The sequence below is a fragment of the Sphingomonas sp. UV9 genome (genome assembly GCF_004101245.1).
GTDB lineage: Bacteria > Pseudomonadota > Alphaproteobacteria > Sphingomonadales > Sphingomonadaceae > Sphingomonas.
The window spans coordinates 468,734-488,876 of the sequence record NZ_SCIN01000001.1 but is presented as its reverse complement, the minus strand read 5'-3'; the positions used below and the strand labels follow the sequence as shown (position 1 = coordinate 488,876).

At 65.8% G+C, this 20,143-nt stretch carries 18 protein-coding genes; 6 read left to right on the top strand and 12 right to left on the bottom strand.

The window, feature by feature from the left end; all coding sequences use genetic code 11:
* Positions 1 to 2 precede the first annotated feature (2 nt).
* From EQZ23_RS01960 to dusB, 4 genes are read right to left on the bottom strand one after another with little or no spacing between them, the layout of a single operon-like run.
* Entirely contained in the window at positions 3 to 2,273 is a 2,271-nt protein-coding gene (locus EQZ23_RS01960; RefSeq protein WP_128452790.1) for an ATP-binding protein, read from the bottom strand.
* A gap of 52 nt (positions 2,274 to 2,325) precedes the next feature.
* Positions 2,326 to 3,777, bottom strand: a complete 1,452-nt coding sequence (ntrC, locus tag EQZ23_RS01955; protein ID WP_128452789.1) for a nitrogen regulation protein NR(I) — start codon at positions 3,775 to 3,777, stop codon at positions 2,326 to 2,328.
* On the bottom strand, positions 3,774 to 4,838 hold the full coding sequence (locus EQZ23_RS01950; RefSeq protein ID WP_128452788.1) for an ATP-binding protein: 1,065 nt from the start codon (positions 4,836 to 4,838) through the stop codon (positions 3,774 to 3,776). Before EQZ23_RS01950 ends, ntrC begins: the two co-directional genes overlap by 4 nt.
* Positions 4,825 to 5,823 (bottom strand): tRNA dihydrouridine synthase DusB, encoded by a 999-nt coding sequence (gene dusB, locus EQZ23_RS01945; RefSeq protein WP_128452787.1) that lies wholly within the window; start codon positions 5,821 to 5,823, stop codon positions 4,825 to 4,827. The genes EQZ23_RS01950 and dusB overlap by 14 nt, the downstream gene beginning before the upstream one ends.
* A gap of 91 nt (positions 5,824 to 5,914) precedes the next feature.
* Here dusB and EQZ23_RS01940 point away from each other — a divergent pair, with 91 nt between their 5' ends.
* From EQZ23_RS01940 to EQZ23_RS01930, 3 genes are read left to right on the top strand one after another with little or no spacing between them, the layout of a single operon-like run.
* A complete protein-coding gene (locus EQZ23_RS01940; protein ID WP_128452786.1) occupies positions 5,915 to 7,066 on the top strand; it encodes a bifunctional 2-C-methyl-D-erythritol 4-phosphate cytidylyltransferase/2-C-methyl-D-erythritol 2,4-cyclodiphosphate synthase in 1,152 nt (383 codons plus the stop codon).
* On the top strand, positions 7,063 to 7,587 hold the full coding sequence (locus tag EQZ23_RS01935) for a hypothetical protein (RefSeq protein WP_128452785.1): 525 nt from the start codon (positions 7,063 to 7,065) through the stop codon (positions 7,585 to 7,587). Before EQZ23_RS01940 ends, EQZ23_RS01935 begins: the two co-directional genes overlap by 4 nt.
* A complete protein-coding gene (locus tag EQZ23_RS01930) occupies positions 7,587 to 8,102 on the top strand; it encodes a CinA family protein (protein WP_128452784.1) in 516 nt (171 codons plus the stop codon). The genes EQZ23_RS01935 and EQZ23_RS01930 overlap by 1 nt, the downstream gene beginning before the upstream one ends.
* Here EQZ23_RS01930 and EQZ23_RS01925 read toward each other — a convergent pair.
* Both EQZ23_RS01925 and lipA read right to left on the bottom strand, forming a co-directional pair.
* Positions 8,048 to 8,521: a type II toxin-antitoxin system RatA family toxin gene (locus tag EQZ23_RS01925; RefSeq protein WP_128452783.1), complete on the bottom strand. Its 474-nt coding sequence runs from the start codon at positions 8,519 to 8,521 to the stop codon at positions 8,048 to 8,050. The two genes, EQZ23_RS01930 and EQZ23_RS01925, sit on opposite strands and share 55 nt — an antisense overlap.
* A complete protein-coding gene (gene lipA, locus EQZ23_RS01920; protein ID WP_128452782.1) occupies positions 8,521 to 9,447 on the bottom strand; it encodes a lipoyl synthase in 927 nt (308 codons plus the stop codon). Before lipA ends, EQZ23_RS01925 begins: the two co-directional genes overlap by 1 nt.
* Before the next feature lie 178 nt (positions 9,448 to 9,625).
* Here lipA and EQZ23_RS01915 point away from each other — a divergent pair, with 178 nt between their 5' ends.
* Positions 9,626 to 10,267, top strand: a complete 642-nt coding sequence (locus EQZ23_RS01915; RefSeq protein ID WP_240663128.1) for a carbonic anhydrase — start codon at positions 9,626 to 9,628, stop codon at positions 10,265 to 10,267.
* A gap of 4 nt (positions 10,268 to 10,271) precedes the next feature.
* Here the strand turns inward: EQZ23_RS01915 and EQZ23_RS01910 are convergent, their stop codons facing one another.
* Both EQZ23_RS01910 and aspS read right to left on the bottom strand, forming a co-directional pair.
* Positions 10,272 to 11,048 carry a polyphosphate kinase gene (locus EQZ23_RS01910; protein ID WP_128452781.1) on the bottom strand — a complete coding sequence of 259 codons (777 nt, stop codon included), beginning with the start codon at positions 11,046 to 11,048 and terminating at the stop codon, positions 10,272 to 10,274.
* 79 nt (positions 11,049 to 11,127) lie between these two features.
* A complete protein-coding gene (aspS, locus tag EQZ23_RS01905; protein ID WP_206364146.1) occupies positions 11,128 to 12,951 on the bottom strand; it encodes an aspartate--tRNA ligase in 1,824 nt (607 codons plus the stop codon).
* Positions 12,952 to 13,041: 90 nt separating this feature from the next.
* On the opposite strand from aspS, the gene rnd reads away from it, so the two are divergent.
* Both rnd and EQZ23_RS01895 read left to right on the top strand, forming a co-directional pair.
* Positions 13,042 to 14,217, top strand: coding sequence for a ribonuclease D (gene rnd, locus EQZ23_RS01900; RefSeq protein ID WP_128452779.1), 1,176 nt, complete (start codon positions 13,042 to 13,044; stop codon positions 14,215 to 14,217).
* Entirely contained in the window at positions 14,214 to 14,510 is a 297-nt protein-coding gene (locus EQZ23_RS01895) for an I78 family peptidase inhibitor (RefSeq protein WP_128452778.1), read from the top strand. Before rnd ends, EQZ23_RS01895 begins: the two co-directional genes overlap by 4 nt.
* A 27-nt stretch (positions 14,511 to 14,537) precedes the next feature.
* Here the strand turns inward: EQZ23_RS01895 and EQZ23_RS01890 are convergent, their stop codons facing one another.
* From EQZ23_RS01890 to EQZ23_RS01875, 4 genes are read right to left on the bottom strand one after another with little or no spacing between them, the layout of a single operon-like run.
* Positions 14,538 to 16,043, bottom strand: coding sequence for a Ppx/GppA family phosphatase (locus tag EQZ23_RS01890; RefSeq protein ID WP_128452777.1), 1,506 nt, complete (start codon positions 16,041 to 16,043; stop codon positions 14,538 to 14,540).
* Positions 16,044 to 16,045: 2 nt separating this feature from the next.
* Positions 16,046 to 18,211: an RNA degradosome polyphosphate kinase gene (locus EQZ23_RS01885; protein WP_128452776.1), complete on the bottom strand. Its 2,166-nt coding sequence runs from the start codon at positions 18,209 to 18,211 to the stop codon at positions 16,046 to 16,048.
* A 16-nt stretch (positions 18,212 to 18,227) separates the two neighbouring features.
* Complete coding sequence (locus tag EQZ23_RS01880) at positions 18,228 to 18,872, bottom strand: DnaA/Hda family protein (RefSeq protein WP_128452775.1); 645 nt, start codon at positions 18,870 to 18,872, stop codon at positions 18,228 to 18,230.
* A gap of 11 nt (positions 18,873 to 18,883) precedes the next feature.
* Entirely contained in the window at positions 18,884 to 20,128 is a 1,245-nt protein-coding gene (locus EQZ23_RS01875) for a heavy-metal-associated domain-containing protein (RefSeq protein ID WP_128452774.1), read from the bottom strand.
* Positions 20,129 to 20,143: the final 15 nt, after the last annotated feature.

Genomic DNA, 20,143 nt, shown 5'->3' with positions numbered 1-20,143 from the left:
AATCATGTCCGGTTACGAGTCATGGTGGCGAGTTGGCCATCCCCTGCCCCCTCGGGTAGCGGCCCTCTTGCGTCGAGCTCCGCCTGGTTCAGGCCCCCCTGGTCGAGTTCAGCCAGGGCCCTGGTGTCGAAGATCATCTTGACGAGCGTGCCGCCACCCGGCCGGTCGGAAAAACCGATCGTACCGCAATGCTCCTCAATGATCTTCTTGACGATGGCAAGCCCGAGGCCGGTGCCGCGCGCCCGCGTGGTAACATAGGGCTCCATGATCCGGTCGCGGTCGGCGGGCAGGCCGATGCCGGTATCCGCGACCGCGATCGTCACGCTCCGGCCCGGCTCCTGGCTAAGCGTCATGGTCACCGATCCACCGGGTTCGCCTCGCGATTCAATGGCTTCGACCGCGTTCTTGACGATGTTCGTGAGCGCCTGGCCGATCTGGCGACGATCGCAGACCAGCGCCAAGCCGGGGTCGTCGTTGACGAGGTGGAAGCCGATCGCGGGATGCGCCACCTCGTGCAGGAAAAGCGCCTGGCGAGCGGCATCGACCAACGACTCCTCGCGGAAGACGGGCTTGGGCATGCGCGCGAACGACGAGAATTCGTCGACCATCCGGCGCAGATCGCCGACTTGGCGGATGATCGTGTCGGTAAGTCGCGAGAACGTGCCGTCCTGCATCTCGGCCTTTGCGCCATAGCGTCGTTGCAGACGCTCGGCAGCGAGCTGGATTGGTGTCAGCGGATTCTTGATCTCGTGCGCGATCCGCCGGGCGACGTCGGACCAGGCCGCGCGGCGCTGATCGAGCAATTGCTGCGTGATGTCGTCGAAGGTGAGGATCGGCCCGGTCGCCGGGCGGGCGATGCGGACCGCCAGCGTGCGGACATCGCCGCCCTGCCCGACCTCGACGATCGCCTCGCGGTCGCCCCCGTCGAGCATCGCATCGAGTTCGGGGGCGACGTCGACTAGCTTGCGTCCGACGAGGCCGCCCGCATCGGTCCCGAGCAGCGTGACCGCGGAATCATTGGCTATCGTGATCGTGCGCTCGCGCCCGGTCGCGACGACGCCCGCCGACACGCCGGCCATCACCGCCTCGATCAGCGCACGTCGGTTTTCGAGCTGGCCATTGGCGGTGACGAGCTCGGTATTCTGTTCCTCGAGCTGCCCGGTCATCTGGTTGAAGGCGTTGGCGAGCGTTCCGACTTCGTCGCGGCTGCGCGGATCGGGGACGCGCGCGGTCAGGTCGCCGCTTGCGACGCGCCGCGCGGCGTCAACGAGTTCGCCCACCGGACGGACTAGGCGATCGGCTACCGCGAGCGCGATCCAGACGGCAACCCCGACGATCAGCAGCGAGATCACCAGCAACGCGGCGTTGAACCGCAACTGGAGGCTGCGCGAGCGCGCCAGCAGCGACCTGTAGCTCGTCAGCACCTCGTTCGCGCGGACGGTCTGGCCGGAGAGCAGCTTGGTATCCTCGACGCGTCCGGCATAGAGGAACAGTTCGTCGGAACCGGGCAGGAGCGTGATCGTCTGGATCCGGTCGCCAGTGACCGCGACAACCGCCGACTTGCCGGCGCGGAGTTGGGCGATCGATTGCGGCGTCACCTGGCGTGCGAAATCGATCTTGTAGGGGTCGACGACCGCAAAGGTCTGAATCTCGTTGTCCGGCGTAACCTTGAACAGCGCCGCCTCGGACAGGCTGCGATAATAGACCTGCTGAAGGAAATAGCCGGAGAAATCGGGGCTCTGGAGCGACTTTGCCTCCAGATAGCCCGACATGTCCGCGGCCATCGTCACGGTCGCCTCCTCCCAGCGACTGAGCTGGCGCGCATAGGAAGATTGCGCGAGCGCGGTGGCGTTCTCGAGCATTCCGCGCGCCTGGTCGGAATACCAGAACTGGACACCGTACTGGAACAGCAGCGACGCGAAGATCGTCACCAGCAGCATCGGTACCGCGGCGACGATCGAGAACAGCGCGACGAGGCGGACATGGAGGCGTCCACCTCCGCCTACAGGCGACCGCGCCGCGCGCCGCATCGCCACGCGCCGGCCGAGCAGCATCAGCAAGGCGATGCCGGGCACGAGGTTGGCAACGAGCAGCAGCGCGACCAGCGGCGGCGGGATCAGGCGCTGCGGTGCGTCGGTACCGGTGATAATGAAATAGCTCGCGACGCCGATCGCGACGGCGACCGCCAGAACCAGCGCCTCGACCGCAGGCGTCACCGCGAACCGGTGTGCAGGGCCGTCCTCATCCATAGGTAGCGTCGCGGAAGCGATCATCGTTGCCCCGATACAACGTCAACCGTTGCTAGGAAACCACATAATGACAGACTCAGGGTCGTTCGGTCTCTTCAAGGCGTTGGGATTCGCCGCCCTGGCCGATATCGATGCCGAGCGTGTCGAGGCGTTTGCGCAGCGTATTGCGGTTGATCCCCATCGCGCGGGCGGCGCGCAGCTGGTTCTGCCCGTGGCGGGCCAGCATCGCCTCGATCAACGGGCGTTCGACCTCGCCGATGATGCGGTCGTACAGCGTCCCATCGTCGAGCGCGGCGGGGTTTTCGCGCGCAATCCGCTCGATCATCGCCCGGACGGCCTGGCCGATCTCGATATCGGCAGGCATGCCGACGATCGCCTGCGTGCCGACCATCGCCCGGATCGCGTCGGCACCGATAACTTCGTCGCGCGCCAGCACCGCGAGCCTGCGCATCAGGTTTTCGAGCTCGCGGACGTTGCCAGGCCAGTCGTGCGCGCCGAGTTCGGTGAGCGCGTCGCTGCCCAGCTGTCGGCGTGGCAGGCCCTGCATCGCGGCATGGTCGAGAAAGTGACGCGCCAGCAATGCGATATCCTGGCGGCGCTCGCGTAGCGCGGGCAGCGCGATCGGGACCACGTTGAGGCGGTAGAACAGGTCCTCCCGGAAATGCCCCGCGGCGACCTGCGCGTTGAGATCGCGATTGGTGGCGGCGACGATGCGGACGTCAACGCGGATCGTCCGCGCGCCGCCGACGCTTGTGAACTCGCCCGACTGAAGCACGCGCAGCAAGCGGGTCTGCGCCTCCATCGGCATGTCGCCGATCTCGTCGAGGAACAGCGTTCCCTCGGATGCCTGTTCGAACCGGCCGGCATTGCGCGCCGCTGCGCCGGTGAAGGCACCGCGTTCATGCCCGAACAGCTCGGCCTCGATCAGTTCGCGCGGGATAGCGGCCATGTTGATCGCCACGAACGGCGCCGCGTTGCGTGGCCCGAGATCGTGGATCGCCCGCGCGACGAGTTCCTTGCCGGTCCCCGATTCGCCCGAGATCAGTACGGTCAGGTCGTTCGAGACGACCCGCGCGATGATCCGGTACACATCCTGCATCGCCGCCGATCGCCCGATCAACGGCAGCGCGCGGTCCTCGTCGTGGAGCGCATCCTCGCTGATCATCCCGCCGCGCGCGAGCGCACCGGCGACCGTGCGGGTCAGCACGTCGAGGTCGAACGGCTTGGGCAAATATTCGTAGGCGCCGACTTCGGCAGCACGGACGGCCGTCGTCAGCGTGTTCTGCGCCGACAGGACGATGATCGGCAGCAAGGGAAAGCGTGACGAGACGCTGCGGACATGATCGATGCCGTCGCCGTCGGGAAGGATGACGTCGGTAATGAGAACATCGGGGAGCGACGCCGCTAGCGCGCGTTCGAGTTGCGCCAGGCTGTCGGCGACGGCGACGTCATGCCCTGCACGGCGAAGCGCCTGCGCAACGACGGTCCGGATAGCGGCGTCGTCGTCGACGACCAGGACAGTGCTCATGACGCCGCTCTCGGCAGCAACAGGCGGAGGACGGTCATCTCGGGATTCCCTTCGCGGGCATATTGGACGATGCCGCCCATGTCGCGCGTGAGCTTGTCGACCAGCGCGAGACCGAGCCCCTGCCCTTCGCGACGGCCGGAGACGAACGGGTCGAACAGGTGATCGGCGATATCGACCGGCGCGCCCGGACCATTGTCGAATACGCAGATCTCGATCGGCAACGGCAGACGCGGCTTGCCCGGCGCCGAACTCACGGTGATGCCGTGGCGGTAGGCCGTGGTCAGTACGATCCGCGGTTCGCGTTCGTTTCTAATGGCTTCTCGCGCGTTCTTGAGAAGATTTATGACGATCTGGAGCAGCGCATCGCGGTTGATCTGTGCAGGCGGGAGCGAAGGATCGAAGCGCTCCTCGATCGGGATTCCGCGCGCGAACCCGGCGAGCGCAAGGCGTCGCGCGTGCCCAAGCAGCGGGTAGATGTTCTCGCTCTCGAGCGGCAGCGGACGCGTGTCGCTAAAATCCTGCATCCGGTCGATCAGCGCGGCGATCCGGTCCACCTCGGTCACGATTAGCGTGGTCAGTTCGCCCGCACCCAGCAATTGTGCCGCACCGCGAATGCCCGACAGCGGGTTCTTGATCTCGTGCGCCAGCATCGCTGCAGCACCGACCGCCGCCCTGGCGCCCGCCGCGCGGTCCGCCGAGTGCCCCAGGCGTCGCGAAGTCGCTGCGGCATGCAGCGTGATCGCGCGCCAACCGGGATAGTCGGCGATTTGCGTCTCGGCGAAGTCGACGCGGATCTTGCCACCCCGCGCGGTCGACATCTCCGTGTCATAGACGGCCAGCCCGTGTCCGTCACGGTTGCGCGGATCGTCGGGCGGCGGAATGATCGCGTCGAGCGGTTGGCCGATCATCAGCCGCTCGGAGAGGTTCAGCAGCTGCTCAGCGAGAGCATTGGCGTGGGCGACGCGGTGGTTCGGGTCGACGACGACGACCGCGACCGGCAGCGCCGAAAACAGCTCGGCAAAACCAGGCCGACTTCGCGATTGGGCGTCACGCCGCTGCAAGGTCGAGCCAGGGAGCGTAGAACTCGGCGAGCATCGCCTTGACCTGCTTTGGATCGGGAACCTGGTTCACCTTGTTCCGGAACTCAGCCGATCCGGGCAACCCCTTGGTGTACCAGCCGATATGCTTGCGCGCCATGTTGACGCCGGTCTCGATCCCGTAATGTTCGAGCATCGCCTCGTAATGCCCGGCGATCGCATCATATTGTTCGGGGATCGAGGGATCCTCGATGCGGCGACCGGTGGCGAACCACTCCATCACCTGCCCGAGCACCCAGGGCTTGCCGTACGCGCCGCGGCCGATCATCAGCCCGTCTGCGCCCGACTGGTCCATCGCCGCCTCCGCGTCCTCTATCGTGCAGATATCGCCGTTGACGATGACCGGCACCGACACTGCATCCTTGACCGAGCGGACGAAGCCCCAGTCGGCACTGCCCTTGTACATCTGGTTGCGCGTGCGGCCGTGGACGGTGATCAGCTTTACGCCGAGATCTTCGGCGATCCGCGCGAGCTCGGGTGCATTGAGGCTGTCATGGCACCAGCCCATCCGCATCTTGAGCGTCACGGGTACGTCCACCGCCTTGACGGTCGCGTCGACGATTGCGCTGGCGAGCTTCAGGTCGCGCATGAGCGCCGAGCCCGCATCGCCGTTGACGACCTTGCGCACCGGACAGCCCATGTTGATGTCGATGATCGCCGCGCCGCGATCCTGGCTGAGCTTGGCCGCCTCGCCCATCTCGTACGGGGTGCAGCCGATCAACTGCATCGATACCGGCTCCTCGAGACGGTCCCACGCAGCCTTCTGCAACGACTGCCGCGTCTCGCGGATCGCCGCCTGGCTTGCGACCATCTCGGTGACGTTGAGCCCCGAGCCATAGCGTCGCACGAGCGTGCGGAACGGCATGTCGGTGACGCCCGTCATCGGCGCGAGCACCACGGGGCTTTCGATCCGGACGGGACCGATCTGGATAGGGGATAAACTGCGCATGGATGTGCCTGAAAAAGAGGCAATCCCCTACCCGACCCTGCCTCTACAGGCAAGGCTGGCGAGCGCGCGGGGGACGCGCTACGTGGCGAGCATGGCATCAGCACAGCGTATCGTCGCGATCATCGTCGCCGCCGGAACCGGCGTGCGAGCCGGCGGATCGGTTCCCAAGCAGTTCGCGCGCATCGCAGGACGACCGATGATCGGCTATTCCTTTGATGCATTCGCGGCACATCCCGCGATCGCCGAAACCATTGTCGTCGTGGCCGAAGGACAGCAGCCGCTCGCGATCGGTGCGCTGGGTAAAGGCTCGCGGGTCGTCGTCGGTGGCGCGACGCGCCGCGAGTCGGTCGCGAACGGGCTCGCGGCGATTGGCGACGCGACGCACGTGTTGATCCACGACGCCGCTCGCCCCTTCCTATCCGCAGCCGTCATCGATTCGCTCGTCGACGCGCTCAAGACGAGAGACGCCGCCGTCCCGGTCCTCCCGGTGATCGATACGCTCGCCCACGGCAGCGTCCTGCTCGGGGATGTCGTGCCCCGTGCGGACCTCAACCGGGTTCAGACCCCCCAGGCGTTTTCCATCGAGGCGTTACGCGCCGCGCACGCCGTCTGGCCCGCTGACGAAGAAGCCACCGACGACGCGCAGATGGTGCGGCGACTTGGCGTCGGCGTCGCGTTGGTGCAGGGCTCGGCGATGCTCGAGAAAGTTACCCATCCCGAAGATTTCGCGGCCGCCGAAGCGCGTGTCGCGTATGAAACCCGCACCGCAATGGGTTTCGACGTGCACCGGCTCGAAGTCGGCGAAGAACTGTGGCTGGGCGGCGTGCTGATCCCGCACGACAAGGGGCTGTCGGGCCATAGCGACGCGGATGTCGCGCTCCACGCGCTCACCGACGCACTGCTCGGCACGATCGCGGCGGGCGATATCGGCACGCATTTCCCGCCGAGCGACCCGCAGTGGAAGGGCGCCGACTCCGCGCAGTTCCTCCAGCACGCCGCAAAGCTGATCGCCGACAAGCGCGGCCGAATCGATTTCGTTGACCTGACGATCATGTGCGAGGCCCCCAAGATCGGTCCCCACCGCACGGCGATGACCGCGCGGATTGCCGATCTGCTCGGGCTCTCGCTCGACCGGGTCAGCGTCAAGGCGACCACCACCGAACGGCTCGGCTTCACCGGTCGTGGCGAGGGTATCGCGGCGCAGGCGGTGGCGACGGTCCGGGTTCCCGGAGCATCGGCATGAAGATCGTCGCCGCGCTTGCCGCCACCGCCTTGCTCGCCAGCCCGGCGGTGGCACAACCGCGTTGCATCACCGGCCCCGAAGCCGAATCGCTGACATTGGTGGCGATGCCCGACATCATTCGTGAGACGGGGCGCGTTTGCGCGGCACAGTTGCCTGCAGCCAGTCTCATCCGGCGACAGTCGAGCGCGTTTCTCGGACGCTACGAGACGGAGGCCGAGCGGGCCTGGCCGGCGGCCCGCGCGGCAATCGTCAAGCTTAGCGACCCAGCCGTCGACGGGCTGCTCGATTCGGATTTCGCCCGGCCACTGCTGACGACGTTGCTGGTGCCTCAGATCGTCGGGCGGATCGCGCTGCGCGATTGCGCGACGATCGACCGCCTCGTCACGCTGCTCGAACCGTTGCCGGCGCGCAATACGGCCGGGATCGTCGTCGAGACGTTGCGCTACCTCAAATCGCAAAAGGCGCGCGGTGGTGCTATCTCGGTCGCGTCCTTGCCCTTGTGCTCGGTGGAGACTCGCTGATGGATACGATCCTTCCCACCGAACTCGTCGACGCCGCGCGAAAAGTCGTCGAGCAGAACCGCGCGATCGGGCGCCGCGTCGCGGTGGCCGAGAGTTGCACCGGTGGGCTCGTCGCCGCAGCGCTGACCGAGATCCCCGGTTCTTCGGACGTTTTCGAAGTGGGCTTCGTAACCTATTCGAACGCGGCGAAGCTCGGCGTGCTGAAGATCAGTTCGGACGTGCTCGAAACGTTCGGTGCGGTGTCGATCGCGGTGGCGTGGAGCATGGCTCAGGCGGCATTGAAGCAGTCGGGCGCCGATATCGCGGTGGCGATCACGGGCGTTGCGGGGCCGGGCGGCGGGTCACTCAAGAAACCGGTTGGGACGGTCGTGTTCGGCCGTGCCGAAAAGGGTCGTGACCCTTCGGACGTTCATGCCGACCGCAAGGATTTCGGCGATCTCGGCCGCGGCGGCATCCGCCTTCAGGCGGCGTTGTGCGCGCTCGACTTGCTGCTGCCGGAGGCGTCGGCACCGTAAAGCTCTGCCGCCCGCGTCTCGAACGCACCGATCATCTTTCGGAGCGCGGCGCCGAACACCTGGCCGGCGATCATTTCGAACATCCGGTTCTTGAACGCGAAGTCGACGGTGAAATCGACCGCACAGCCCTGAGGCTCGGGGCGGAAATGCCACTCGTTGCGCAGATATTTTAGCGGGCCGTCGACATAGTCTACGGTCAGCTCGCTCGGACGCACCTTCTCGACCCGCGAGGTGAACGTCTCGCGCAGGCCCTTGAAGCCGACGATCATGTCCGCCAGCGTTTCCGTTTCGCTGTTCGAGCGCACTCGCATCGCGCTGACCCAGGGTAGGAACTCCGCATAGCGGCCGACATCGGCCACTAGGTCGAACATCTGCTCAGGCGTATACGGCAGGTGACGCGTTTCGGAATGCTTCGGCATCAGCCGCGCGTCACGCCCAGCTTGGCATCGCGGTTCGCGCGAAGCTGCGCGAAGTCGTCGCCGGCATGATAGCTGGATCGGGTTAGCGGTGACGACGCGACGAGCATGAAGCCCTTGGCACGCGCAATCGAGGCATAGGCGTCGAACGCCTTGGGCGGCACGAACTCGGCAACCTTGGCATGGCGCGGCGTTGGCTGGAGATACTGGCCCATCGTCAGGAAATCGATGTCGGCACAGCGCATGTCGTCCATAACCTGATGGATCTCCAGACGCTCCTCGCCGAGCCCGAGCATCACGCCGGACTTGGTGAAGATCGACGGATCGTGCTTCTTGACGCTCTCCAACAGGCGGAGCGACGCGTAGTAGCGCGCACCGGGGCGGATCGTCGGGTAGAGCCGCGGGACGGTTTCGAGATTGTGGTTGTAGACGTCGGGGCGTGCCTCGACGATCGACTCGATCGCGGCCTGCGCCTTGTTGCGGAAGTCGGGAGTCAGGATTTCGATCGTCGTGGTCGGGTTCGACGCACGGATCGCCTGGATCACCTTCACGAACTGCGAGGCGCCGCCATCGGGCAGGTCGTCGCGATCGACCGAGGTGATGACGATATGGTTGAGACCCATCTGCGCGGCCGCATCGGCGACGTTCTGCGGCTCCATCCGATCGACCGCGCGCGGCATGCCGGTCTTCACGTTGCAGAACGCACAGGCGCGCGTGCAGGTGTCGCCGAGGATCATGACGGTTGCGTGCTTTTTAGACCAGCATTCGCCGATGTTCGGGCATGCAGCCTCCTCGCACACGGTCGTGAGGCTTTTCGAGCGCATCAGTTCGCGGGTCTTGGCAAACCCGGCGGACGTAGGCGCCTTGACGCGGATCCAGTCGGGCTTGCGCGCACGCACCGGTGCAACCATCGGGGTCATATCGTTCATGCCGTGCCAGATAACCCCGGCCTCACGTTCATACAATGGCGGGGGATCGTGACGACGTATTGGAATCGGTGGGCGATCACGATAAAATTCATTGGGAACCAGTTGCAACATGACAAGTTTGTCATGTTGCAGTGCAAACGTCCATGAAAGGCTGACCGTGCCAACTCACTTTCCGGAAATGATCGAAGGCTACCACCGCTTCAAGGGCGGTCCTTGGGAGGAGCAGCGTGAGCGCTGGAAGGAGCTTCAGGACGGCCAGAGCCCGAAGGTGATGATCATCGCCTGCTCGGACAGCCGCGTCGAACCCGCGCAGATCTTCGACACCCTGCCCGGCGAAGTGTTCGTCGTCCGCAACGTCGCCAACCTGGTCCCGCCCTACGAAACCGGTGGTGGCCATCACGGCGTGTCGGCGGCCATCGAGTTCGCCGTCACGCAGCTGAAGGTCGAAGAGATCGTCGTGATGGGCCATGAGAAGTGCGGCGGCTGCAAGGCCGCGCTGACCCAGGCATTTGCCGACGCCGACCATGGCGCAGGTGGCTTCGTGTCCGACTGGGTCAGCCTGCTCGACGGCGCGCGCGAGAAGGTCATCGCCAAGTACGGCGACAGTGACGAAGCCGGTCGCGAGATGGAACTCGAGTCCGTCCGCACCTCGATCGCCAACCTGCGCACCTTCCCGTTCGTCAGAAGGGCCGAGGCCGCTGGTACGCTGGCACTCCGCGGTGCCTATTTCGGCATCGACAAGGGCCAGATGCTGCTGCTCAACGCAGATGACGAGTTCATCCAAGCCGAATCAGCTGAGGCCAAGTCAGCAAAAGCGTAACGGGTCAGCCAAGGCCTAACGCCTTCTCCGCCACGCGCTTGACCTTCGGGTCGAGCGGTGGCGGCACCATCGACACGCTCGCTTCGAGGCGGTCCGCGATCAGCGTCAGCGCTGCGATCCGGGCCGCCTTTTTGTTGTTGCCGTCGATGACACTCCACGGTGCGGTCGCGGTATCGGTGCGCGCGAACATCTCGGCCATCGCCTCCAGATAGTCCGCGCGGCGCGACCGGTTGTGATAATCGTCGAGGCCGGTCTTCCAATGCTTCCACGGATCGTCGAGCCGCGCCTTCAGGCGGCGGTCCTGTTCCTTCTGCGTGGTGTGGACGAACAACTTGATCAGAGTCGCGCCGCTTTCGACTTGCTGCGCCTCGAACGCGTTGATCTCGTCAAAGCCGTGGCGCCACTCGCTCTCGCTGGCGAACCCCTCGACGCGCTCGACCAGCACGCGGCCGTACCAGCTGCGATCGAACACCGCGATATGACCGTTGGCGGGCAGGCGTTTCCAGAACCGCCAGAGGAAATGATGCGCCTTCTCGTCTGCGGTGGGCGCAGCGATCGGCCAGACCTTGTAGTTGCGCGGGTCCCATTCGGCGGACAGGCGCTGGATGATGCCGCCCTTGCCAGCGGCATCCCAGCCCTCGAACATCACGATCGCGCGCGTACCGCCGACGATATGCGCGACCTGGATGCGTTCGAGCCGCTTCTGCAGCTCTTTCAGGTCGCGCTTGTACTTGCCGTCATATTCGTCGCCGGCTTCGTAATCGTCGAGATATATCGTCATGCAGTGCGCTCCGTCGGCCGTGTCGGGACATAAACGCCCGACACGGGACATGGGCGCAAGACCTATTCGAAGGGAGGCGTCAGCCGGCGGTGGGGGCGACCACCTTCGTTGCGTCCTTCGGGCCGTCGACGGTCAGGCGAATGTTGAGTTCCTTCAGCTGGCGCGGGCTGACCGGGCTCGGCGCGCCCATCATCAGATCCTCAGCCTTCTGGTTCATCGGGAACAGCACGACCTCGCGGATGTTAGGCTCGCCCGCGAGCAGCATGACCATCCGGTCGATCCCCGGTGCCGAACCGCCATGCGGCGGTGCGCCGACCTTGAACGCGTTGATCATGCCCGCAAAGTTCGTGTCGACATCGGCCTGCGTGTAGCCCGCGATCTCGAACGCCTTGTACATGATCTCCGGACGATGGTTCCGGATCGCGCCCGACGACAGTTCGACGCCGTTGCAGACGATGTCGTACTGGTACGCCAGGATATCGAGCGGATCCTTGTTCTCCAGCGCGTCCATCTCGCCCTGCGGCATCGAGAACGGGTTGTGGCTGAAGTCGACCTTCTTGGCGTCCTCGTCATATTCGAACATCGGGAAGTCGACGATCCAGCAGAATTCGAAGCGGTTCTCGTCGATCAGGCCGAGATCCGCACCGATCCGTGCGCGTGCCGCACCCGCGAGCTTGGCGGCAGGGAGTTCCTTGCCGGCGGCGAAGAAGATGCCGTCGTTGGGACCGAGGCCCATCTCGGCGATCAGCTTCCGGGTCGCTTCCTCGCCGTGGTTCTTGGCGATCGGGCCGCCGAGCTCGCCATTCTTCTGCGTGATGTAGCCGAGGCCGGCATGGCCTTCGGCGCGGGCCCAGTCGTTCATGTCCGTGAAGAACTTGCGGCTCTTCTCGGCGGTGTTCGGCGCGGGGATCGCGCGGACCACGTCACCGCCGGCGACGATGCCGGCGAACAGGCCGAAGCCCGAATCGACGAAGTGGTGGCCGACGTCGTGGATCAGGATCGGGTTGCGCAGGTCGGGCTTGTCGCTGCCGTATTTCAGCATCGATTCGCGGTAGGGAATGCGCTTGAACGGCAATGCCGAGACCTGGCGTCCCTTGCCCTGCCAGTCAGCGAACTCCTCGAACACGCCGTGCAGGACAGGCTCGATCGCGTTGAACACGTCGTCCTGCGTGACGAAGCTCATTTCGAAATCAAGCTGGTAGAACTCACCCGGCGAACGATCGGCGCGTGCGTCCTCGTCGCGGAAGCACGGTGCGATCTGGAAATAGCGGTCGAAGCCCGCCACCATCAGCAGCTGCTTGAACATCTGCGGCGCCTGCGGCAGCGCGTAGAACTTGCCCGGATGCACGCGGCTCGGCACCAGATAGTCGCGCGCGCCCTCGGGCGACGACGCGGTCAGGATCGGCGTCTGGAATTCGGTGAAGCCCTGATCGTTCATGCGGTTGCGCAGCGAGGTGATGACCTTCGAGCGCAGCATGATGTTGGCGTGGAGCCGTTCGCGACGCAGGTCGAGGTAGCGATAGCGCAGGCGGATATCCTCGGGATACTCGGCCTCGCCCGCGACCGGCATCGGCAGTTCGCCGGCCATCGACTGGACGGTCGCGGCGGTCGCGCGGACCTCGATCCCGCCGGTCGGCAGGTTCGGGTTCACGGCTTCGGGTGCGCGTGCGGTGACCTTGCCGGTGATCGTCACCACGCTTTCGCTCTTCAGACCCTCGATGACCTTGAAGACCGGGCCGCTCACGTCGGTGACAATCTGCGTGATGCCGTAATGATCGCGCAGATCGATGAAGACGAGGTCGCCATGATCGCGCTTCTTGTGGACCCAGCCCGAGACACGGACCTCCTCGCCGACCTGTTCGGGGCGGAGGGCGGCGCAATTATGGGTGCGATAGGCGTGCATGATGGGTCTTCTCGGACGGTAACAGGTAGCTCGCGCTTCCCTTTCCTACCCGCCTTTGTCAACCCGGACGAGGCTCGCTATGGACGGTCCATGCATATCCACCCGCTTATCTCCGACAGTGCCACGCTCGCCAATCTTTGCGCGCGCATGGCCGACGCCGACTATGTGTGCGTCGACACCGAATTCATGCGCGAGAGCACTTATTACCCGGAGCTCTGCCTGATCCAGATCGCCGACGACAAGGAAGCCGCAGCGATCGATCCGATGGCGCCCGGCATCGACCTGAAGCCGCTGCTCGACCTGCTCGTCGAGAATCACGATGTGCTCAAGGTTGTCCATGCCGGCGGGCAGGATATCGAGATCGTCTACAACCTCACGGGCAAGACCCCCTTTCCGCTGTTCGATACGCAGGTCGCGGCGATGGCGCTGGGCCAGGGCGAACAGATCGGCTATTCGAACCTCGTCGACAGCTGGCTCGGCATCGCGGTCGACAAGGGCGCGCGCTTCACCGACTGGGCCCGCCGCCCGCTCGACGAGCGGCAGATCGAATATGCGATCGGCGACGTCACGCATCTGTCGAAGATCTTCCCCAAGATGCTCGAGCGGCTGCGCAAGACCGGCCGCGGCGTGTGGCTCGACCAGGAGATGGAGCGGCTCGGCGACATCGCCAATTATGCGAACGATCCCGATCTGGCGTGGAAGCGCGTGCGGATCTCTGGGCGCAAGCCCGAGGTTCTCGGACGTTTGAAGGCGCTGGCACGGTGGCGGGAACTGGAGGCGCAGGCGAAGGATCTGCCGCGCGGCCGGATCGTCAAGGACGAGACGCTGGGCGACATGGCGGGGCATCCGCCGCGGAAACAGGCGGATCTCGCGCGGGTCCGCGGGCTGTCGGCGACTTGGGCGGGCAACGACATCGGTGGTCGACTTATGGCGGCGATCGAGGGATCGCAGCCATTGGGCGACGACGAGATGCCGCCCCGCGACGATCGCAAGCCCGGGCTCGGCAAGGAAGGCTCGCTAGTCGCCGACCTCCTCAAGCTGCTCCTGAAGATCCGCTCGCGGGACATTGATGTCGCGTCGAAACTGCTGGCGCGGACCGATGAGCTGGAGGCGCTGGCCGCGGGCGTGCGGACCGGGTTGCCGATGCTCGAAGGCTGGCGGTTCGACCAGTTCGGCCGTGATGCGCTCGACCTGGTCGAAGGGCGGCTTGCATTCGCCGTCATCGGCGGGAAGCTCAAGATGACGCGTACTGAGGATGCCGCATGAGGATCGTTGTGGTTGCGGGTTTGCTGATGGCAGCGGCGTGTACGCCGGTCGAGTTTCGTGGCGACGCGCCGGCTGCTGGTCCGGTCGGAGCAACGTGCAATGCGGACTCGCTTGGCGATCTGGTCGGGAAACGCGCGAGCGATGCGCGGGCGGATGTGATGCAGGCACGATCGGGCTCACGCACGCTTCGCTGGATCGCACCGAACACTGCGACGACGAAGGATTTCCGCGACGACCGGCTGAACGTCTATGTCGACTCGAAGGGGCGTATCGAGCGGCTGGCCTGCGGCTGATGCCCTCCCCCCGGGTGGGGGAGAACGTCAGACCAAAGCGAGTAGTGCCTTGCGGCCAAGTGCCGTCGCTAGCGCAGCATGACGGCGTTCGACAGCCTCGCCGTACAAGCCGCGATCAACCGCCTGTAGGGTCAGTGTCAGCGCGACCCCGTCGTCTGCAAGGTTTGATCGCTTGAGCGGTCCTGCGAGGCCGCCGCTCATGCGCTGGCCTAGGCGCATCGCGAGACCCCAGGCGGTCGCGGTTTTAACGGCTGCTGGGGATGCCAGTCGCTCCACAGGGTCTGCCGCCGAGAGCTCGCCGCCAAGGCTCGTGTAGAGCGCCTGCGCCAGCATCGCGCGACCCGGCGCGTCGATCGCCACCCAATTGCCGTGGAGCGCGATCTCGACCCCGCGTTCGGCGCGGAACTCGGGGTTGGCGCGCCAGCCTACGTCGGCAAGGAGACACGCTGTGTGGCGGATGCGGGCCAGCGCCGGCGGCTCCGTCACGAACAGCGGGGCTATCCAGCGATCGAGAAGGTCGCCGTGTTCGGGAAAGCGGCCGAGCAGGCGCCCCTCTTCACGCGCGGCGACGATCAGCGGATCGAGTGCGCGGGTCTTGGGTTCCAGGTCGCCGTAGAGCAGCCCTTCGCGGAGGCCATAGGCGGACACGACAGTCGTCTTGCTGCCGAGTTGGCGCATCAGCACGCCGAGCAGCGCGGCCGCGTCGGCCAGCGTTGAGGTGCGGCCGGACGAAAGTCCGGGGATCGCCTTGAGGCGAGGTTTCGAGAGCTGCGGTATTGTCCGGCTGAGGCGCGTGATCGTCGCGGCAGTCATCGGATATTGATGGATGATCGGCAGCGGATAGTCCGACAACTCCATGTCGAGCCGGGCGAGCGCGCGCCACGACCCGCCGACGAGATACAGCGGAAGCCCCTGCCCCTTGGCGGTCCAGCCGGCGTCGCGGACCAGGCGCGCGACATAGCGTTCGAGCACCTTGCCACGCTTCGCCCGGATCGGGCCGATGCGCAGCACGCCCAACGGAAACGAGACGCGGTCCTCGATCTTGCCGCGGCGGACGCGGACCAGTTCCAGACTGCCGCCGCCGAGATCGCCGACGATGCCTTCCGCGTCGGGTATCGCGGAGAGCACGCCATAGCCGGCGGCGCTCGCTTCCTGTTCGCCCGACAGCGTTTCGACCGTCAGGCCGAGATTTTCAGCGGTGGCAATAAGTTCGCCGCCGTTCTTCGCATCGCGTACCGCCGCCGTGGCGACGGTGCGCAAGGTTGAGCATTCCATCTCGCGCGCAACGGCCGCGAAACGCGCCAACGCGACCCGCGCTGTCTTCAGCGCAGACTTCTCGATTGCGCCCGTAGCCGCCAGTCCGCGACCTAGCCCAGCGAGGACCTTCTCGTTGAACCGGATCGCTGGCAACCTCGGCGGCCCCTGATAGACCACCAGGCGGATCGAGTTCGAGCCGATATCGATGATCCCCGTCCGTGGGTGATCGTCGGTTTCGACCTTGGGTTTCGAGGTGCCGAACAGGATGTTGGTCACGCTCAACGTTTGCGGCGCAGAGACAGGGTCGGCACGGCGTTGCTGGTCGCGAGCGAGGCGCCACGGCCGGAGAGCGACGGGTTGGTCATGAAATACCGATGCAGGTTGAACGGACGGTCGCCGGGATCGACGCGGGTGTATTCGCCGTCGGGGCCTAGCTCCCAGCTCTGCTCGTTGTCGATGAGGTTCGCGACCATGACCTGATCGAGGATCTGGTCGTGGACGGTCGGATTGAGGATCGGCAGCATGTATTCGACGCGCCGATCGAAGTTGCGCGGCATCCAGTCGGCCGACGAGATGAAGAGCTTCGCCCCATCGTTGGGAAGAGCCTTGCCGTTGCCGAACGCCCAGATCCGGCTGTGCTCGAGGAACCGCCCGATCACCGACTTCACGCGGATCGTCTCGGACAAGCCGGGCACGCCGGGACGCAGGCAGCAGATGCCGCGGATGATGAGGTCGATCTCGACCCCGGCCCCGCTCGCCTCGTACAGCTTTTCAATCACCGCGGGGTCGACCAGCGAGTTCATCTTCGCCCAGACGCTGGCGGGCTTGCCGGCTCGGGCGTTGGCGATCTCGATGTCGATCAGGTTCATCAAATTTTGGCGGAGGTCACGCGGCGACAGGCTGACGCGCGCCATGTCGGTCGGTTCGACGTAGCCGGTGATGTAGTTGAACATCTGCGCCGCATCGCGTCCGACCGCGGCATCGGCGGTGAAGAAGCTGATGTCGGTGTAGATCTTGGCGGTCACCGGGTGATAATTGCCGGTGCCGAAATGGCAGTAGGTGCGGAATGCCGAGCCTTCGCGGCGGACGACCAGCGAGACCTTTGCGTGCGTCTTCCAGTCGATGAAGCCGTAGACCACCTGCACGCCTGCGCGCTCCAACGCGGAGGCCCAGACCATGTTCTGTTCTTCGTCGAACCGCGCCTTCAGTTCGACGACGGCCGTCACGGACTTGCCCGCCTCGGCGGCGGCGATCAGCGCGTTGATGACCGCTGGCTGCTTGCCGGCGCGGTAAAGCGTCTGCTTGATCGCCACCACATCCGGGTCGTTCGCGGCTTGCTTCAGGAAGGCGAGCACCACCTCGAATGTCTCGTACGGGTGGTGGACGACGATGTCCTTGGCCTTGATCGCCGCAAAGCAATCGCCGCCGAATTCGCGGATCCGCTCTGGGAAGCGCGGGGTGAACGGCGGGAATTTCAGGTCAGGGCGATCCTCGTCGACCAGCCCGTCGAGATCGACGATGCCGAGCAGGTTGCCGCTCTCGGTGATGATCGCATCCGCGCCGCCGAGTTCATCCTTGAGCACGGCGGCGAGCACGTCGGGGATGCCGGTTTCGAGTTCGAGCCGGATCACGCGGCCGCGGCGGCGGCGCTTGATCGCGTTGGCGAAGTACCGGACGAGATCCTCGGCCTCCTCCTCGATCTCCATGTCGCTGTCGCGCAGCACGCGGAAGCTGGCGGCGGCGAGCACCTCATAGCCGGGGAACAACACGGGTGCGAACCGCTTGAGCAACGTCTCGATCGCGATATAGCGCGCCGGCTCGCCGGGCAGGCGGACGAAGCGGGCCATCGTATGCGGGAGCATGACGAGCTCGCGCACCGGTTCGTTATCCGAACGGCGGACGAGGTCGAAGATTACCGACAGGCCGCGGTTCGGGATGAACGGGAACGGGTGCGCGGGGTCGAGCGCCTGCGGGGTCAGGATCGGGAAGATCTGGTCGCGGAAATGCGTTTCGAGCCACTCGTCGGCCTCGCCGTCGATCGCTTCACGACGCAGCGCGAACAATCCGGCTTCGTCGAGCAAAACGCGAAGATCGCCCCATACGGCCTGCTGGCTAGCCATCAACGCGTCGGCTTCGCGGACGATCGCGGTCAGCTGCTGGCCTGCGGTGAGGCCGTCAGCCGAGCGCCGGTCGACGTCCTGCGTCTGCTGGCCCTTCAGGCCGGCGACGCGGACCATGAAGAACTCGTCGAGATTCGAGCCCGAGATCGACAGGAAGCGCAGCCGTTCCAGCAGCGGGTGCGCGGGATTGCACGCCTCTTCCAACACGCGGCGGTTGAACGCCAGCCAGGAGAGTTCGCGGTTGAAGAACCGGTCGTTCGGCTCTGCGCCGATGGGATCGTCGTCGTCCTCCGATTGGCGGACGATATGCGCTGGACGGTTCATCGGTCCTCTTGGGGTCTTATGGTGGCGTCAGGAGCGGCAGGTCGAGAGCGAATTGCGGACGGAAGATCAGTCCGGCCTCGGTCAGTGTGGTTCGTGCCAGAGGAATGGACAAGCGCTTGCGGCGTTCCATCGCCTCCTGATCCAGCGCATCGACGGTTCGCGTTACGGTAATATGACTACGCTCAATTCGGGTGGCCAGCCAGTCGACCAGATCGGGCCGAGCATCGAGGCTGCGGCGCTCGAACAGATGCGCGAGGAGCAGACGCATGAGTTCGTCGTCGGGCGCGCCGATCGCCGCGATCGGGCTGGCGGCAAGGCGCGAGCGCAGGTCGGGAAGCTTCACCTTCCACTCGGGCGGTGCTGCATCGGCGACGATCAGGAGAGGCTTGTGCTCCTCCTGCGCGCGGTTCCAGGCGTGGAAGAGCTGCGCCTCGGGCACGCGCTCGGCATCGTCGATGATCGTCCCGCCGGTTTTTGCGGCGAAGATGCGCGACAGCAGGCTACGACCCGATTTGCGCGGGCCGGTAAGGATGGCGGTCATGACGGGCCAGGTCGCGGTATGCTCGAGCGTATGCACCGCACGGGCGTTCGAAGGGGTAACCAGGAAGGCGTCGTCGCGAGGGTCCGCCGGCCACCCGAGTGGCAGCGCGATTTGAGTCATCTTGGTCGCGCTCACCCTGTCGTCACGGTATCCGCGGGAAGGTCCGGCGGAAGAAGTTGGGAAACCCGGCGGATGCGGATCGTCTGGCCCGAGCCGAAGACCTGGTAGCCGCGCGCTTCGAGTGCGGTCTTCAGCGCCGCAGGATCGCCGTCATAGGCGACGCGCATCAACGACACGCCGCCGAGCGCGAGGCTGGTCGTCGCAGCCGAGCGGACGCCGGGGATCGCGCGCAACGCGGCCTCGGTGGACGACACCGCGGTCGCGGCGGGCGTGTCGAACTGGACGGTGACCGAGATGCCCTCGCCGCCGGTCAGCGCCGCGGTATTGGCGTCGGCGGTCTCGTCGGCCGGCAGGTCATCGGTTTCCGCGGCTTCGGGCGTCGGTGGCGGCGACAGGCTGTAGTCGACGCGGAGCGAGCCGTTGCGACGCGCCTGCTGGTACAGGTCGTCGATCCGCTTCACACCGGTATCGAGCAACTGCGGGATTCCGTCAGGCGTGCCGACGCGCAGGGTGAAGCGGCCGATCAGGTCGTTGTCAGGGCCGTGCCGCGCTTCGAACACGCCGATCACCGGGCCGCCGGGCCATTGGCGATACAGCTTCACGACCGGGATGAGCACATCGCTCGCGCCATATTGGTCGAGGATCGTCCGCCACCAGCCGCGACCCGGCCGCTGAGTCTGGCCGACGTTGAGCAACAATGCGTCGGGACCGGAGCCGGACGGGCGGACGTAATCGATGCTGCTGTTGCCGGTGCGATAGCGCGCCCAAGCCTGCTGCCACTGCGTGCTCTGTTCAAACGCCTGGCCGACGCCGCCGGAATATTGGATCGGGATGGTCAGCATCGGCTGCGAGCGATCGGCATAGGTCGAGATGCCAAGAATCGAGCCGGCGCGGGTACGATCGAACAGCACGCCGAGCTTGGCGATGTAGCGCTGCGGGCCGATCTGTTCGTTTTCGACGACGATTCCGGAGACGAGCGAATCGAGCGTCCCATCGGAGACGAGGGCACCGCCGCCGCCCAGTCGGTTGGACAATTGCACCCACGCCTTGCGCTGCGCGAGCCGCCAGCCGCTGTACCGCGCGGCATCGGCGGTCTTGCCCGCGACGTCTACTGTGACGCCGCTGACCTCGTACGCGCTACCGCTGTCGATGGGTGCCGCGCCTCGGCTGCCGCCCTCGATCTGCGCGAGCACGGCTCCCCCGCTCAGTAAAAGAGCAGCGCCGGCAAGCGCGGTGGGAAGGGTACGGAGACGCATCACGCGGGCCTTTTG